This window comes from Streptomyces sp. BR1, assembly GCF_052373795.1.
Taxonomy (GTDB): Bacteria; Actinomycetota; Actinomycetes; order Streptomycetales; family Streptomycetaceae; genus Streptomyces.
This window is the reverse complement of record NZ_CM126252.1, coordinates 175,536-190,902: the sequence shown is the minus strand read 5'-3', so window position 1 is coordinate 190,902 and position 15,367 is coordinate 175,536. Positions and strand designations below refer to the sequence as shown.

The following is a 15,367-nucleotide window of genomic DNA, read 5'->3' as shown; positions in this document are numbered from 1 at the left end:
CCACAAGCGGGGGCTTCAGAGCCTTCGGGGTTGCTGTCGCGTCACTTCAGACCCATCGCCTCACACGCGTCCCTGACGTTGGCCGTGCAGATCTCGGACGCCGAGTAGACGCCGTCGCGGATGACGGTCTCCTTGATGTTCGCCTTGGTGAGCGCCACGATCGGGATGATCACGGACGGGATGGCCTTCGTCGTGGGGGAGTCGACCGTCGCCTTGGTGATGAGGGTCAGCGGCTCGCGCTTGGCGAGCGAGACCGCCATCTGCGCGGCCACCGGGCCTTCCTGGACGTACGGCTTGTAGACGCTCATGAACTGCTCGCCCGCGACGATGCGCTGCACGCCCGCGAGCTCCGCGTCCTGGCCGGTGACCGGGGGAAGCTTGGAGAGACCGGCGGCCTTCAGGGCCGTGATGATGCCGCCCGCCATGCCGTCGTTGGCGGAGTAGACACCGATGATCTTGTCCTTGCCCAGGGCCGAGATCGCGCCCTCCATGTTGGCGTTGGCGTTCTCCGGCTTCCACTCCTTGGTGTCGTACTCCTTGCCGATGTTCACCTTGCCGTCGAGCTCGGCGTGCGCGCCCTTCTTGAACAGCGCGGCGTTCGGGTCGGTGATCGCACCGTTCATCATCACGATGTCACCGTCCTTCGCCTTCGAACCCAGCGCGTCCACCAGGGCCTTGCCCTGCACATGGCCGACCTGCTCGTTGTCGAACGACGTGTACGCGTCGATCGGACCCTCGGCCAGACGGTCGAACGCCACGACCGGGATACCCGCGTCCTTGGCCTTCTTCACCGAACCCGCGATCGCCTTCGAGTCCACCGCGTCCACGATCAACGCATCGACCTTGTTCGTGATCATCGTGTCGACCTGCTGGGCCTGGACCGTCGCGTCCTGCTTGGCGTTCGCGTAGACCACTTTGCCCTTGCCGGCGGTGAGATCGCTGACCATCTTCTCGATGAGCGGCTTGTCGAACTTCTCGTAGCGCGCGGTCTGGTTCTCCGGCAGCAGCAGACCGACCTTGATCGCCCCGCCCTTCTTCGCGCCCGGGTCCTTGGGGTCGGTGTCCGCCTTCTTGGCGCTGCCACAAGCGGCGAGGGAAACGGCCATCGCGGTGACGCTCACGGCAACGGCGGCACGACGCATACGGGTGTTCATCCAGATACCTCCCTGACGAGGCCGCGTCGCTGCGACCGAGGTGGCTGGAAGTCAACTGGGAGGTGTATGGGGCGTCAAGGAGTTGAGGGTTAACGAGACGGCAACTCGCCTTTCCATTGACTAGTCGAACAGGCAACGATTCCGCTTAGCCGACCCGGTGGATACGTCAATTGGCCTTGGCGTCAGGCCAGTCGGAAGCTGTCCGCCAATGCGTCCATCTGTGCCGTGAGCAGCGTCCGGGCCCGGTGGCCCATTCCCTCGTACTGGCCCGACACCGCGAGGCTCACCGTGCCGTGCAGCTGCGACCAGGCAACCACCGCGCCCGCCAAGGCCGTTGCGGCTGCGGTGTCGTGCGCGGGGCGGTCGGTGTGCTCCGCGACCCATTCGGCGACGGCGCCGTCCTGCCGCAGCCACGCGGCCATTTCGTCGGCCGTCGGGCGGAACGCGTCGACCGGATCCCCGGCGGCGAAGACCGTGAGGAAGGGGCCGAGCGCGGCCCGTGCGCGCTCCAGGGTGTCGGGCGGAGCGGCGTAGCCCGGTACGGGAGTTCCCTGGATCAGCAGATAACGGTGCGGCTCGGTCGTCGCCCAGTCGAGGCAGGCGCCGGCGAGTGCGTGCAGGGCGGTGCGGGGCGTGCCCACGGTGCTGGCGCCGACGCGCGCGATCGCCTGCGCCAGATCGTCGTACGCGTCCCGGATCAGCTCGCCCAGCAGCTCGTCGCGGCTGGCGAAGTAGCGGTAGAGGGCGGGTCCGGAGAGCCCCATGTCCTTGGCGATCCGGGTGAGCGCCACGGCGGGCGCGCCGCCCTCGGCGAGCTGCTGGAGCGCCGCCGCCTTGATCTCCGCGCGGGTCTGCTCCCGGTAGCGGGCGCGCGGGCTCTTCACTTCGGCGGCCATGGGTCCTCCTGCGTGCACGACGGTCTCCGTGTCCGGCACGGCGTCCGAACGCAGTGCACATTCAATCATCCTCTTGCGAGTCGGGATCGCAACAGTTACGGTCAATAACAGAAGCGACAGTGCATAACGCGATTCGCGAAGGGGATCCCCATGTCCAGCACGCCCAGCACCTCAACAGCCCGCTCCCGCCACGTCGTTCTGGGCTCGGGCCCGGCCGGCCGGACGCTCGCCGCCGAGCTCGTGAGCCGTGGTCACGCCGTACGGCTGGTCGACCGCACGGGATCGGGCGCCGCCATCGACGGCGTCGAGCGGTACGCGGCCGACGTCAGCACCGCCGAGGGCGCCCGTGCCGCCGTCGACGGCGCGGCCGTCGTCCACCACTGTGTCAACGTGGGCTACCACCTCCAGGTCGAGGTGATGCCCCGCATCCAGCGGGCCGTGCTCGCCGCCGTCGAGGCGGTCGGCGCGCGGCTCGTCGTCCTCGACACGCTCTACCCGTACGGGCCGACGCACGGCGAGGTCATGACCGAGGACACCCCGTGGCGGGCCACCTCCCGCAAGGGGCGGATGCGCGCCGAGCTGGACGAGGCGTACCTCGCGGCCCACCGCGACGGCCGCGCCCGCGTCGTCCTCGGCCGGTCGGCGGACTTCGTCGGCCCGCAGGTGCTCAACTCCTCGCTCGGCGGCGCGGTGTTCCCGGCCGTCCTGTCCGGGGGCGAGGCCCTGGGGATCGGCGACCTCGACCAGCCGCACAGCTACACGTACATAGGCGATGTCGCCGCCGGACTCGCCACCCTCGGCGAACACCCCGAGGGCGACGGGCGGGTGTGGCATCTGCCCACCGCGCCCGCGCTGACCACCCGTCGGATCCACGCGATGATCGGCGAGCGGGTGGGCGCCCCGGTCAAGGCGACGGTCCTCACCGAGCCTCGTCCTTTCGGGCCGTTCGACGAAGTGTTCATGGCCGAGTACGCCGAGCTCTTCTACCAGCACACCGAACCGCAGATCCTGGACTCGTCCGCCTTCGAGCGGGCCTTCGGCGCCCGGCCCACACCGCTCGCGCAGGCGCTCGACGCCAGCATCGACTGGTACCGCGCGCTGCTCGCCGGGCGGGTCTGACGGGCGGTAGGAGGGCGGCGCGCGCGAGCGCGGGGTGGGGCGAACGGCCCCGCTCATGGGCGATCATGCCCATGCGTCCCCTGCGTACCGTTCCGCCTGTTCGCCTGAGAAAGAAGGCCGCTGTGGCTCCGCACACCGAGGACGGTCGTGGCGGTCGGCCGGGCGCCACCGGGCCGACCGCACCGCCGGCGCAGCCCGACCCGAGCCGTTGGCGGGCGCTCACCGTCTGCCTGGTGGCGGGGTTCATGACGCTGCTCGACGTGTCGATCGTCAATGTGGCGCTGCCGTCGATCCGCGCGGCCCTCAAGGCCCCCGAAGCGGATCTGCAGTGGGTGCTCTCCGGATACGCGCTCGCCTTCGGCCTGTTCCTCGTCCCGGCCGGGCGGATCGGCGACGCACGCGGCCGGCGTGTGGTGTTCATGACCGGGCTCGCCCTGTTCGTCGTCGCCTCCGCCGCCTGCGGGGCCGCGCAGTCCAGCGGCTGGCTGGTGGCGGCCCGGGCCGTCCAGGGCCTGGCCGGTGGCCTGATCTCGCCGCAGATCTCCGCCCTGATCCAGCAGATGTTCTCCGGAGCCGAACGCGGCCGCGCCTTCGGGATGCTCGGCAGCGTCATCGGTATCTCGACGGCGGTGGGCCCACTGCTCGGCGGGCTGCTCATCCATGCGGCGGGCGCGCACGAGGGCTGGCGCTGGGTGTTCTACGTCAATGTGCCGATCGGCGCGGTGTGTCTGGTCCTGGCGCGGCGACTGCTGCCCGACACACCCTCGGCCCGCCCCGTCAAACTGCGCCGGCTCGATCCGCTCGGGGTGGTGCTGCTCGGCACCGGAGTGCTGTCGCTGCTGCTCCCGTTCGTCCAGGCACAGCAGTGGCACGGCCCGGAGAAATGGCTGCTGTTGGTGCTGGCGGCGGCTCTGCTGGCCGGGTTCGTGGCGTGGGAGCGCCGACAGACCGCACGCGGCCAGTCCCCGCTTCTGGACCTCACGCTGTTCCATGAGCGCAGCTACTGGCTGGGCTGTGCGCTGATCCTGCTCTACTTCGGTGGATTCACCTCGATCTTCTTCATCACCGCCCTCTATCTCCAGGCCGGGATGCATCTGAGCGCGCTGGTCGCGGGTGTCGCCATCACACCGTTCGCGGTCGGCTCCGGAGTCGCCGCCGGGATCGGCGGCCGCCTCGTCGCCCGCTTCGGCCGACGTCTGGTCGCCGTCGGCCTGGTCATGGTCGCCACCGGCCTCATCGGCACGGCACTCGCGGTCCACCTGGTGGCGGGCAAGTCCTCGGCCTGGGCGATGACCGCGCCCCTGCTCCTCGCGGGGCTCGGCAGCGGCCTCGTCATCGCGCCCAACCAGACCCTGACGCTGTCCAAGGTCCCGGTCCGCTCGGCGGGCAGCGCGGGCGGCACCCTCCAGACCGGCCAGCGCGTCGGCTCGGCCGTCGGCATCGCCGCCGTCGGCTCGGTGTTCTTCGCCCGACTGGCGCACCACGGCTGGGCATCGGCGTACGACCACGGCCTGCTCGTGTCGATCGCGTTCGTGGTCGGTGCGTTGCTGCTGGCGCTCGCGGACCTGGGAACAGGACTGGAAAGTTGACAGCGGCCGTTCGGCGAGAGCGTCAGGTGGTCACCTTCCGAGCGCCGTCAGGCCCTTGCGCAGGTCGTCCCGGTCCATGACAGGGGTGAAGTAGATCTTGGCGCCGAGCTCCATGAAGAACGGCTCCGCGATCTTCGGCATCTGGGACGGGTCCTCAAGGTCGAGGACGATGTACGCGGTACGACAGCCGTTCTGCGTGGTGAAGTAGGCGGCTTCGGGCTTTATGGCCTCCAGCGCCGACTCCATGGTCTTCTGCATACTGCCGTTCCTGATGTTCTCGTTCGCCTTCGCGGTGTCCATTTCCGCTCTCAACAGCACACGCACGGAACTCACCCTCTCCCGACCGACCGGGTGGGTGCTCGTTCCGGACGCACCGGTCACTCCCGGCCGCGTATAGCACCAGCGTCTCGCTTTCCCCTCATGACCACAACGCGGGGCGGGCCCTGGCCGCCCGGGTGCCGGGGCCTCGTACAAAATGAAGCCCGAGTTCCTGTTATCCCGGCGTCCGGCGGGGGTCTCCGAATCGACGGGAGCGCACAGACGACGCCATGGGTGAGGGAACGCATGCACAGGGACAGCACGTCCATGCCGGAGCTGGTCGGCGCGGCACGGACCGGGGACGCGGGGGCGCGGGAACGGCTCGCCGCCGACTATCTGCCGCTGGTCTACAACGTCGTCGGCCGCGCCATGGACGGGCACGCCGACGTCGACGACGTGGTGCAGGAGACCATGTTCCACGCCCTGGAGGGCCTCGACGGGCTGCGCGAGCCGTCCAGGTTCCGGTCCTGGCTGATCGCCATCGCCATGAACCAGATACGCAGACGCTGGCGCACACAGCAGCAGGCGCCCACCACCAGCCTGGAGCGCCTGGCCGAACCCCTCGACCCCGAACCGGACTTCGTGGACGTCACCATCCTGCGCCTCGGCCTCTCCGGTCAGCGCCGCGAAGTGGCCGAGGCGACGCGCTGGCTCGACGCGGACGACCGTGAACTGCTCGCGCTGTGGTGGCAGGAGGCGGCGGGCGAGCTGACCCGCCCCGAACTGGCCGAGGCGATGGGCCTGACCGCCCAGCACGCCGCCGTACGCGTCCAGCGGATGAAGGCCCAGCTGGAGGTCGGCCGGATCGTGGTGCGGGCGCTGGCCAACCGGCCGCTCTGCGACGAACTGGCCGCGCTGACCGCCACCTGGGACGGCCGACCCGAGCCGGTGTGGCGCAAGCGGATCGCCCGGCACACCCGCGAGTGCCGCGCCTGCTCCGGCCACGGCTCCGGCCTGGTACCCGCCGAGGGCCTGCTCGTCGGCCTCGCGCTGATCGTCCCGCTGCCGGGTCTGTACGCGTCGGTCCTCGCCCCGGACCGACTCGGGCTGGCGGCTTCGGCGACACCGGTGACGTCCCCCAGCATTGCGGGCGCTTCACCGAAACCCCATGCCCGTACGTACGCGGTCAAGGGCGCCGCAGCCGTCGCGATCGCCGTCGTCCTCGGCATCCTCGTCGTACTGCTGTGGCCCGACCGGCGACCCGAAGCCGCGCCCGCACCGGCGACGGTGACGACTGCGTCCGCCGTCGCTCCCTCACCTTCGTACGTGTCGCCCTCGGCCACTCCCACCCCGCAGCCGACGACGGCCGCGCCCTCGCCCAAGACCGGCCCGAAGAGCGCCCGGCCTGCTCCGCCGCCTGCGCCGACCCCGGAGCAGCGGCTCATCCAGTTGATCAACAGCCGCCGCAGCGCGGCGGGTTGTGCCCCGCTGCGCCGTGATCCTCAGCTCACGACGGCTGCCGTCAGGCACGCCCGGGACATGGTGGCGCGCGGCTACTACGGCCATGAGAGCCCCGAGGGGCAGCACGCCGACGCCCGGATGAGGGCCGCCGGATACCCGGTCGGAGCCTGGGCGGAGAACCTGGACAAGGGGACGGCGGACCCGGCGGCCGTCGTCAAGGACTGGACCGACGGCTCGATCCACCAGCAGAACATGCTCGACTGCGGCTACCGCGACACGGGCGTGGCCGCCGTGCCCGGCCCCGACGGCACGGTGTGGGTGCAGGACTTCGCCGGGACGTCGTCCTGAACCCACATCCGTACGGAGGCCGACTCAGCTGCCGAAGTTCTGGACCCACCAAGGGCCGTTGTCGCTGAGGTTCACGCCCACGCCGATGTCCTTGAAACCGCAGTCCAGGATGTTGGCGCGGTGGCCCGGGCTGTTCATCCAGTCGTGCATCGCGGCCTCGGGGCTCTTGGGGCCCCGGTGGATGTTCTCGCCCCACTTGTGCCAGTCGTATCCGGCGGCGGTCATACGGTCGCCCGCGTTCTTGCCCTCCGGGGTGTCGTGCTCGTAGTAGTTGCGGGCGGCCATGTCGTCGGCGTGCTCCTGCGCGGAGGAGTTGAGCCGGCTGTCGGCCTTGAGCGGCGAGCAACCCGCCTTGGCACGTTCGGTGTTGGCGAGCGCGATGACCTGCTGGACGTACTGGGCGGCGGTGCCGGTGACCGCGCTTCCGGGCTGCGCCGCCGGGGACGTACGGGAAGTGCCGTTGTCCGTGTGTCCGGTGGTCGTCGTCGGGGTGGTGTGCTTCTGCGCCGGGTGGGAAGCGGGCGCGGTGTGGCTCGGCTTTGGCTTCGCGGCGGCGGACTTCGAGGGTGTGGCGGAGTGTGTCGGCGACGGTGACGAGACCGGGGCGGCCGGGTCGGCGGCGGTGTCGAGGATGTGCTCGGTGGGCGCCGCCGCCCCGGTGGCGACGGTCTTGGCGTGGTCGTCGGACTGCGGCCAGCACAGCGCCCCCGTGATGGCTGTGACCGCCACGGTTCCGGCCACCGCAGTGCCGACGGTCTGCGCGGACCACCGCCGCCGCGCGTGCCGCCGAGCGGCCCGCCCCTGGGGCGCCGAGTGCCGGGCGTGGGGGTGCTCATCGTGGTGCTGCATGGGGCTCCGCTCTCTTTCGGTGCTGCCGGGGTTGTCCGGCGCATGGGAGAGCGGACGGGGAGGAGGCGATAACGGTTTTTGCGAGGGTGACGTGGATCACGGTCAGATACGGTTCGGCGCACCCACTAGGGGCGCGGGGAACTGCGCGACCAGCCACGCATGGTCCGCAGTCGAACCTCCGCATCTGGAGAGGCGTGCTCAGACAACCCGCAACCGCACCGGCTCCGCCGCCCCCGCGTCGGCGGTCGACGCGTTGAGCAACCCGAGACCGGCCGGCGCCGGGGAGTGCAGCACCGCGTTGCGATCCCGCGCGGTACTGATCAGCCCCGCAGACCGCAACACCGTCGCATGCTCACTCGCGCTCGCCGCCGAGATCCCGGCACGGGCGGCGAGCTGACTGGTGGTCAGCCCGGGCTGCTCGGCGATCGCGCACAAGACAGTCGCCCGGGTGCGCCCGAGCAGCGCCGACAGCGAGCGCGGCGCCGTCGTCAGCGCACCGGCCGTCGACATCGCGGGCAGCGCGAGCCCCGGCATCCCGTCCTGCCCGATGGGAAAGCTGATCCACGGCTGGGGCTCGGCGCCGTCGTCGAAGAGGGGATGCTCCGACCCGAACAGCGTCGGGATCAGCAGCAGACCCCGGCCGTCCAGATGCAGATCGCCCTCATGGCCGGAAATCATGGTGAGTTCGAGGACCGGCGGGTTCCAGCGCACCCGGCGCGGATGGAGCCCCTGGAGCAGCCGTTCCACCCCGCCCTCGGCGAGATGCCGCATCCGGATGGCCCGGTCGGCGCCCGCCAGTTGCTCGATGCGCGGCCAGTAGGGAGCGACGATCTGTGCGTGCGCGTCCTCGAAGACGTCGACGAGGCTGTGCAGGAACCGGGGATCGCTGTCGGTATGCCGCAGCCACTCCGGCACCCGGCCCGTCCGGTCCACCCACTGCTCCACATGACGGCGAACGAGCCGGGGCGGTGTGGCCCGTACCTTCTCCCACAACTCCTGCGGGCTGCCCGGCTCCACGGGCAGCAGGAAGTCCAGCGACCAGCCCTTCGTGGGGACCACGTCGAAGGCCATACGGGTACGCGGGTCGAGGCGGCCGAACGATTCGCGCCGCCACACGTCGAAGCGCGCGTGGTGGAAGTTCTCCTGCAACACCCGCAGGGCGATGTCCAGTTCGAGCAGCGGGCGCGGTCCCTGGGCCACCCGCGTACGGGCGAGATCGTCGGCGGTGAAATGTATGCGCAGCGTCACTTCGCCGAGCATTGCCGCATGGCGTGTTTCGGACCAGCCCGAAACACGTCACCTCTGCCGTCGGCGGCTTGGCACTCTGAGGGTGCGCAACGGGGGGTGCCGGCCGGTACACACGGGGGGAGCGACGGCGTGTACCGGCCGGCACGCTGTTGTGCGCGGCAGGGTTGCCCGGTCGGCGTGGCGGGTGTCCGATGCTTGGAACACCGAACGGCTCGGTTTAGTTTCTCGTTGCACCGGGTGGCCGACGCTGTGCGGCCTCCGTTCCTCGAAAGGATCGAGCCTCATGCGTTACGCAGTCCTCGGTACCGGCGCCGTCGGCCGGAACATCGCCGCCAAGCTCGCCTCCCTCGGCCATGAAGTGGTCGTCGGCACCCGTGACCCGAAGGCCACCCTCGCCCGCACCGAGTCCGATCAGTTCGGCAATCCGCCGTTCGCCGTCTGGCAGCAGGAGCATCCCCGGGTGGGCCTGGAGACGTTCGCCGACGCGGGGGCGTTCGGCGACAGCGTCGTCAACACGACGGCCGGGACGGCGAGTCTGGCCGCTCTGGGTGCGGTGGGCGCGGAGAACCTGAACGGCAAGGTGCTCATCGACGTCGCCAACCCGCTGGACTTCTCCCAGGGCATGCCGCCCTCGCTCGACCCGGTCAACACCGACAGCCTGGGCGAGCAGATCCAGCGGGCGTTTCCGCAGGCACATGTGGTGAAGACCCTGAACACCATGAACACCAAGATCATGGTGGAGCCGTCCCGGGTCGCGGGCGAGCACAACGTATTCCTGTCCGGGGACGACGAGGCGGCCAAGAAGGCGGTCGCCGCGCTGCTGATCTCGTTCGGCTGGCCCCAGCAGAGCATCCTCGACCTGGGCGACATCACCACCGCGCGCGGCACCGAGATGATGCTGCCGGTCTGGCTGCGGCTGATGGGCGCCCTGGGCCACACGGACTACAACTTCCACATCCAGGGTGCGTGACCTCCGGCCCGCTACCGGGTCGGAGGCGAGGACGGGCTCATGGACGGTGGGGCCGTCGGCCGCTTCGAGGGCTGACGGCTCGGACCAGGGGCGGGCTGCCGGACCGAGCCGCCGCGCGTCCCCTTCGAGGCCCCGGGTGTCGGTACGGCGGGCGAGGTGTCGGGGTCCCCGCTGCTCCTGGTGCCGGTCGGTGGCCGCGAGGGATCGGGCCGGGGCGAGACCACCGGGGAGGGAACGGAGGAGGGCAGGGGCGCGACCGGACCGGGCGTGGCCGGGCGCATCGGAGTCCGGTCGGGGGCGAGTGCCACGTAACCGATCGTCACGGCCGCCACGGTGGCGAGCGCGGCCAGCGGCAGGGCGAACCGGCGCGTCGGCACGCCACGAAGTCGCGGCAGCGCAAAGGCGGTTCGGCGCAGATGAGGGCCCGGCGGGTCGGCCGGGCGCAGGTCGCGGACGGTGATGGTCTGCGCGCGGGCCGCGAAGGCACGCCGCAGCCGCACCTCGACCGGGCGCTCGGGACCCTCGTGGCCGCCCATGTCCACTCCTCTCACGACCGCTCCTTCAAGATCTTCTCCAGTGAGTCCAGGCCCCGGCTCGCGATCGACTTCACCGAGCCCCGGCTGATCCGCAGCGTCTGCGCGATCTCCGCCTCGGTGAGCTCGCCCCAGTAGCGCAGCACCAGCACTTCGCGGCGCCGGGCGGTCAACTGCCCCAGCGCCGCGAGGACTTCACGGTGCTCCTCGCCGAGCACCACATGTTCCTCGGCGGAGGGTGCGTCGGCCTCATGAGGCGGTGTGTACGCACGCGCCGTACGCCGTCTGCGCAGCACCGAGCGCGAGGCGTTGACCACGGCCGTACGCAGATACGCGAGCGCGTTGTCGATCTCACCGATGTGCTCGCCGTGCCGCCGGTAGAGCGCGGTGAACGCGTCCTGCACCACGTCCTCGGCCGTGGCCCGGTCGTCGACGAGCATCACCGCGAGGTGCACCATGCGCAGCCGGTGCGCGTGGTAGAGCTCGCTGACCGTGGGCCGTACGACACCGGGACCGGACCCGCCGGGCGACACCAGGGGCAACTCGCGGTCGGCCAGCCGGTCCCGGCGCAGCAGCCAACGCCCGAACGCGCGCAGGCCGAAGCCGCCGGGCGGTGCCGGTCGCCGGACAGCGGTGTACTCCATCACGTCCTCGGGTGGAACGGCGCGGCCCCGCCGGACGGGGCCGCCTGCGCCTCGGTGGTCCCGCGCCTCAGTGGTTCTGCCGCCGCCGCACGGCGTAGATGGTCCCGGCACCCGCCGCGATCAGTACGCCGGCTCCGGTGCCCAGGACCGTATTGGTGGCGGACGAGCCAGTATGGGCCAGCTCGTCGCGGCCGGCGGGCGCGGGGCTGGGTACGACGCCGGGTCGAGCGTCCGTGGGGGCCTTCGTCGAGGGGCGCGCCGACGGCTCCGATCCCTCGGTGCCCCTGCTCGGCTTCACGGACGGCTCGGCGCTGGGCGGGGACGTCGGCGACTTGCTGGGCGCGGGCTTCTTGGCGGGCGCGGAGGGGGCGGCGCTCGGCTCGGCGGCGTGCGACGGCACGGCGCTCGGAGCACTATGCGCCTGGGCGCCCGAGTCGTCGGCGTACGCCGTACCGGCCAGCGCGGGAACGGCGAGCGCCGCCAGGAGTCCGGTGGCGGCGGCCCCACGGGCGAAGGCGCGGCGGTGGTGCTGGGTGATGTTCACGTAGGAGCTCTCCAGGTCGGCTGAACAGCGCCGGACGGCGCCCTTCACCCCTGACGACGTGCGGCGAGGGGTGAGGTTGCCGCCGTTCCGGAAAAAGTTTCCGTGCCCCCCCGCCCCCCACTCATCACGCGCCCAGCAGTCCCCCCACCGCCGCGATCCCCGCCCTGATCGCCCGCTCGCCCACATTGCCGAACCCCAGCACCAGCCGTGCGGGCGCGGGCGTCCGCGTCGAGCGGCACTGACTCATTCCGTACAGACCGACCGACCGGGCCCGGGCGGCCGCGATGACAGCCTCCTCATCGGCCCCCTCGCCCAAGTGCGCCACGGCGTGGAAGCCCGCCGCGAGGCCGGTCACCTCGATGTGCGGGGCGTGTTCGGCGAGCGCTTCGAGCAGCGCTGTGCGGCGGGTGGCGTACGTGGTGCGCATCCGGCGCAGATGACGGTCGAAGCGGCCCGACTCGATGAGCTTGGCGAGCGCGAGCTGGTCGAGGGTGGGCGAGCCGCGATCGCTGAGGCGTTTGTGGGCGACGATCGGCTCGGTGAGAGCGGGTGGGCAGAGCATCCAGCCGATGCGCAGTGCCGGTGCCAGGGACTTGCTGACCGTCCCGATGGCGATCACGCGGTCGGGGGCGAGCCCTTGGAGCGCGCCCACCGGCTCCCGGTCGTAGCGGAACTCCGCGTCGTAGTCGTCCTCGATGACATACGCGTTCCGCCGCACCGCCCACTCGACGAGCTCGCGCCGACGCTCGGCACCGAGCACCACCCCGGTCGGCCACTGGTGGGCCGGGGTCAGGACGACCGCCCGGGCGTCGGTCGCCGTGAGCGCTCGTACGTCGATGCCGTACTCGTCGACCCGTATGGGAACCGAGGTGAGACCGGCCGAGGATGCGGCGGCGGAGAGCGTGGCGGGCGAGCCGGGGTCCTCGTGGGCCACCGTGCGGACACCGGCATCGGCGAGCGTCCGCAGGGCCAGACCGAGGCCCTGCGCGTACCCGGAGCAGATGACGATCCGCTCCGGGTCGGCGGCGGCGGCACGCACGCGCCGCGCGTATCCGGCCAGGACATCGCGCAGTACGGCGCTGCCGCGCGGGTCGCCGTAGTCGAGCGCGGCCGTCGGCAGGGAGCGGCCCGCCTCCCGCATCGCCCACAGCCAGTCGGCGAGTGGGAATCCGGAGAGGTCCGGCACGCCCCAGCGGAAATCCGCCAGCAGGCCGGTGCCGCCTCCCGGTGGCGTCGTGGACACCGGCGGGGTGAACGCCCCCGCCGCCACTTGGGTCGCGGCCCCGACCCGCGTCACCAGATAGCCCTCGGCCTGGAGCTGGGCGTAGCACTCCTGGACCAGACCCCTCGACACCCCGAGGCCGAGGGCGAGTTCGCGCGACGACGGCAGCCGTTCGCCGACCTGGAGCCGGCCCGAGCGGATCGCCTCGCGCACCTGCCGCTCCAACTGCGAGCGCAGTTGCTCGCCGCTGTCGCGGTCGAGCGCGAGCAACAGACCGGGGGAGCGACCGGACCACTGAACAGCCATGGAATTGGAGCTTACCGGCGATCCACTCGGCATCTAGCGTCGCCTCCATGACCACCTCGACATCGTCTTCTGTGAGCGCCGCGACGCCCCGACCACCGCTCTTTTCAAGGGCGTTGATGCTGCGCTTCGTCAGCATGATCGGCGCCTCGGCCAGCTTCTACCTGCTGCTGTCGGCCGTACCGCTGTACGCGCGCGAGTCCGGCGGCGATGACGCTGCGGGCCTGGCGACCGGCGCGCTGATGCTGGCGACGGTCGTCGGCGACCTCGCCGCGCCCCGGCTCGTCGCCCGCTACGGCTACCGCGTGGCGCTCGCGGCGGGACTGCTGCTGCTCGGCGCACCCGCCCTGGCGCTCACCGTCTCGACCGACCTCGTGTGGATCGTGGCGGTGTGCGTCCTGCGCGGCCTCGGCTTCGCGCTCACCGTGGTCGCGGGCGGCGCGCTCACGGCGTCGCTGTTCCCGGCCGAGCGCCGGGGCGAGGGGCTCGCGCTCGTCGGCGTCGTGGGCGGGGTGCCCTCGCTGGTGGCGCTGCCGCTCGGCGTATGGCTGGCCGAACATGTCGGATACGGGTCGGTGTCCGTCGTCGGGGCCGCTGTCGCGCTGGTCGCGATCCTGTCCGTACCGGGCCTGCCCGACCGGGAGTTGATGTCGGGCCGCTCGGTCGGTGTGGTCGCGGGGCTGCGCACGGGCGCCCTGGTCCGGCCCGCGGTCGTCTTCTCCGCGAGCGCGCTGGCGGCGGGGATCGTGGTCACCTTCGTTCCGCTCGCCGTCCCGTCCTCGCTGACCGGGGTCGCGACGGCAGCGCTTTTCGGCCAGCAGGCGGTGTCCACGGTGGCCCGCTGGGTCGCGGGCCGGCTCGGAGACCGGCACGGCCCCGCCCGCCTTGTCCTGCCCGGTCTGCTCCTGTCGGCGGCGGGGGTCCTCATCACCGCGCCGACCGACCACCCGGTGGCGGTGATCGTCGGCGTGGCCCTGTTCGGAGCGGGCTTCGGCGTCGCCCAGAACGCCACCCTGACCCTGATGTACTCCCGTGTCTCCCGGTCGAGTTACGGGACGGTCAGCGCGCTGTGGAACTTCGCGTACGACGCCGGAATGGGCCTGGGCGCCATAGGATTCGGGGTGCTCGCGGACCGTACGGGGTATGCGTCGGCGTTCGTGCTCACGGCGGCGCTGATGCTTGTCGCGTCGGTCCCGGCCTGGCGCGACCGCGAGGCGAAGGCGGTCCCGCTCACGTGCGGCCGGTGAGGCTGTCGACAACCGTCTGTGCGAACTCCTGGGTCAGCGGCCCGAGCGCGTCCCACTGCCGTACCGCCCAGCCCGCCGCGAGCGGTGGCAGTGCCGGGATGGGGATCAGCCGGAGCGCGCCATGGCCGGATCCGGTCCATCCAGGCAGCGCGGGGACGACGGCGTGCCCGAGCCCGAGCTCGGCCAGCAGGATCGCCGTGTCCCAGTCGGCGACACTGGTGGTCGAGGCCAACTGGATGTCCTGGCGGTCGAGTTGGTCCTCCAGATGCGAGCGTGACGTCGAGTTGGCGGGCAGCTGGATGTGATGGATGCGGGCCAGGTCGTCCGCGTCGACGCTGTCCTTGTACGCGAGCGGGTCGTCCGCGTGGACGGCGAGGACCCACGGCAGCTCGATCACCGGACGCTGCTCGATGCCGCGCGCGGGGGAGCCGATGGTGATCCAGGCGAGGTCGGACTCACCGGCGGCGAGCGCGTCGAAACACCCTCGGCTGGAGTTCTCGGTACGGAACTCCAGCTTGATGCCCGGGTGTCGGCGCCGGAACGCCACGACCCCGTCGGACATGAAGTGGCGCACGGTGGTGGCGCCGGTGGTGATCCGGACGGCGCCGCCGTCGCCCTGCTTGAGGTCGTGCAGCTGACGCAGTGCCAGTTCTATCTGGCCGATGCCCTGGGCGGCTGCCTGTTGGAGGATCCGCCCGGCCTGGGTGGGTGCGACACCGCGCGGCTGACGCTCCAGAAGCGGCAGTCCGAGTTCGGCCTCAAGGCGTTTGACGTGCTGGCTCACCGCCGACTGCGTACGGGACAGATCGCGCGCCACCGCGCTCAGATTGCCCGTCTCGCATGCGGCGACGAAGACGCGGAGATCGTCGAGAGTCATGCAACCCAAGGTATTACTTGGACCATTGGAAGAAAACCAGAGGATTGACTTGGGTTTCGGCTCGGTACAACGATAGGGACCGACCCCGGGGCGGCAACCCGTCCG

General features: G+C 71.4%; 15 protein-coding genes. 5 read left to right on the top strand and 10 right to left on the bottom strand.

The window, feature by feature from the left end:
- Positions 1–41 precede the first annotated feature (41 nt).
- Positions 42–1,154, bottom strand: coding sequence for a sugar ABC transporter substrate-binding protein (locus tag ACT1U9_RS00835; protein ID WP_444536416.1), 1,113 nt, complete (start codon positions 1,152–1,154; stop codon positions 42–44).
- 182 nt (positions 1,155–1,336) lie between these two features.
- Positions 1,337–2,050, bottom strand: a complete 714-nt coding sequence (locus ACT1U9_RS00830; protein ID WP_444536415.1) for a TetR/AcrR family transcriptional regulator — start codon at positions 2,048–2,050, stop codon at positions 1,337–1,339.
- 150 nt (positions 2,051–2,200) lie between these two features.
- Between ACT1U9_RS00830 and ACT1U9_RS00825 the strand changes: the two genes are divergently transcribed.
- Both ACT1U9_RS00825 and ACT1U9_RS00820 read left to right on the top strand, forming a co-directional pair.
- A complete protein-coding gene (locus tag ACT1U9_RS00825; protein ID WP_444536414.1) occupies positions 2,201–3,169 on the top strand; it encodes an NAD-dependent epimerase/dehydratase family protein in 969 nt (322 codons plus the stop codon).
- Positions 3,170–3,291: 122 nt separating this feature from the next.
- Positions 3,292–4,758: an MFS transporter gene (locus tag ACT1U9_RS00820; protein WP_444536413.1), complete on the top strand. Its 1,467-nt coding sequence runs from the start codon at positions 3,292–3,294 to the stop codon at positions 4,756–4,758.
- 30 nt (positions 4,759–4,788) lie between these two features.
- On the opposite strand, the gene ACT1U9_RS00815 is transcribed toward ACT1U9_RS00820, so the two are convergent.
- Positions 4,789–5,058: a hypothetical protein gene (locus ACT1U9_RS00815; RefSeq protein ID WP_444536412.1), complete on the bottom strand. Its 270-nt coding sequence runs from the start codon at positions 5,056–5,058 to the stop codon at positions 4,789–4,791.
- A gap of 264 nt (positions 5,059–5,322) precedes the next feature.
- Here ACT1U9_RS00815 and ACT1U9_RS00810 point away from each other — a divergent pair, with 264 nt between their 5' ends.
- Positions 5,323–6,825 (top strand): sigma-70 family RNA polymerase sigma factor, encoded by a 1,503-nt coding sequence (locus ACT1U9_RS00810; protein ID WP_444536411.1) that lies wholly within the window; start codon positions 5,323–5,325, stop codon positions 6,823–6,825.
- A 24-nt stretch (positions 6,826–6,849) separates the two neighbouring features.
- On the opposite strand, the gene ACT1U9_RS00805 is transcribed toward ACT1U9_RS00810, so the two are convergent.
- Together ACT1U9_RS00805 and ACT1U9_RS00800 are read right to left on the bottom strand one after the other, a co-directional pair.
- On the bottom strand, positions 6,850–7,674 hold the full coding sequence (locus ACT1U9_RS00805) for a CAP domain-containing protein (protein ID WP_444536410.1): 825 nt from the start codon (positions 7,672–7,674) through the stop codon (positions 6,850–6,852).
- Between the two features lie 198 nt (positions 7,675–7,872).
- Positions 7,873–8,922, bottom strand: coding sequence for a MarR family transcriptional regulator (locus ACT1U9_RS00800; protein ID WP_444536409.1), 1,050 nt, complete (start codon positions 8,920–8,922; stop codon positions 7,873–7,875).
- A gap of 283 nt (positions 8,923–9,205) precedes the next feature.
- On the opposite strand from ACT1U9_RS00800, the gene ACT1U9_RS00795 reads away from it, so the two are divergent.
- Complete coding sequence (locus tag ACT1U9_RS00795) at positions 9,206–9,892, top strand: NADPH-dependent F420 reductase (protein ID WP_444536408.1); 687 nt, start codon at positions 9,206–9,208, stop codon at positions 9,890–9,892.
- Positions 9,893–9,903: 11 nt separating this feature from the next.
- Here ACT1U9_RS00795 and ACT1U9_RS00790 read toward each other — a convergent pair whose 3' ends face one another.
- From ACT1U9_RS00790 to pdxR, 4 genes are all read right to left on the bottom strand, one after another.
- On the bottom strand, positions 9,904–10,443 hold the full coding sequence (locus tag ACT1U9_RS00790) for a hypothetical protein (RefSeq protein ID WP_444536407.1): 540 nt from the start codon (positions 10,441–10,443) through the stop codon (positions 9,904–9,906).
- A complete protein-coding gene (locus tag ACT1U9_RS00785) occupies positions 10,440–11,069 on the bottom strand; it encodes an RNA polymerase sigma factor (RefSeq protein WP_444536406.1) in 630 nt (209 codons plus the stop codon). Before ACT1U9_RS00785 ends, ACT1U9_RS00790 begins: the two co-directional genes overlap by 4 nt.
- 67 nt (positions 11,070–11,136) lie before the next feature.
- Positions 11,137–11,613, bottom strand: a complete 477-nt coding sequence (locus ACT1U9_RS00780) for an LPXTG cell wall anchor domain-containing protein (protein ID WP_444536405.1) — start codon at positions 11,611–11,613, stop codon at positions 11,137–11,139.
- A gap of 124 nt (positions 11,614–11,737) precedes the next feature.
- Complete coding sequence (gene pdxR, locus ACT1U9_RS00775; protein WP_444536404.1) at positions 11,738–13,141, bottom strand: MocR-like pyridoxine biosynthesis transcription factor PdxR; 1,404 nt, start codon at positions 13,139–13,141, stop codon at positions 11,738–11,740.
- A gap of 47 nt (positions 13,142–13,188) precedes the next feature.
- Between pdxR and ACT1U9_RS00770 the strand changes: the two genes are divergently transcribed.
- Positions 13,189–14,385, top strand: a complete 1,197-nt coding sequence (locus ACT1U9_RS00770; RefSeq protein WP_444536403.1) for an MFS transporter — start codon at positions 13,189–13,191, stop codon at positions 14,383–14,385.
- On the opposite strand, the gene ACT1U9_RS00765 is transcribed toward ACT1U9_RS00770, so the two are convergent.
- On the bottom strand, positions 14,369–15,262 hold the full coding sequence (locus tag ACT1U9_RS00765; protein WP_444536402.1) for a LysR family transcriptional regulator: 894 nt from the start codon (positions 15,260–15,262) through the stop codon (positions 14,369–14,371). The two genes, ACT1U9_RS00770 and ACT1U9_RS00765, sit on opposite strands and share 17 nt — an antisense overlap.
- Between the last annotated feature and the right edge of the window lie 105 nt (positions 15,263–15,367).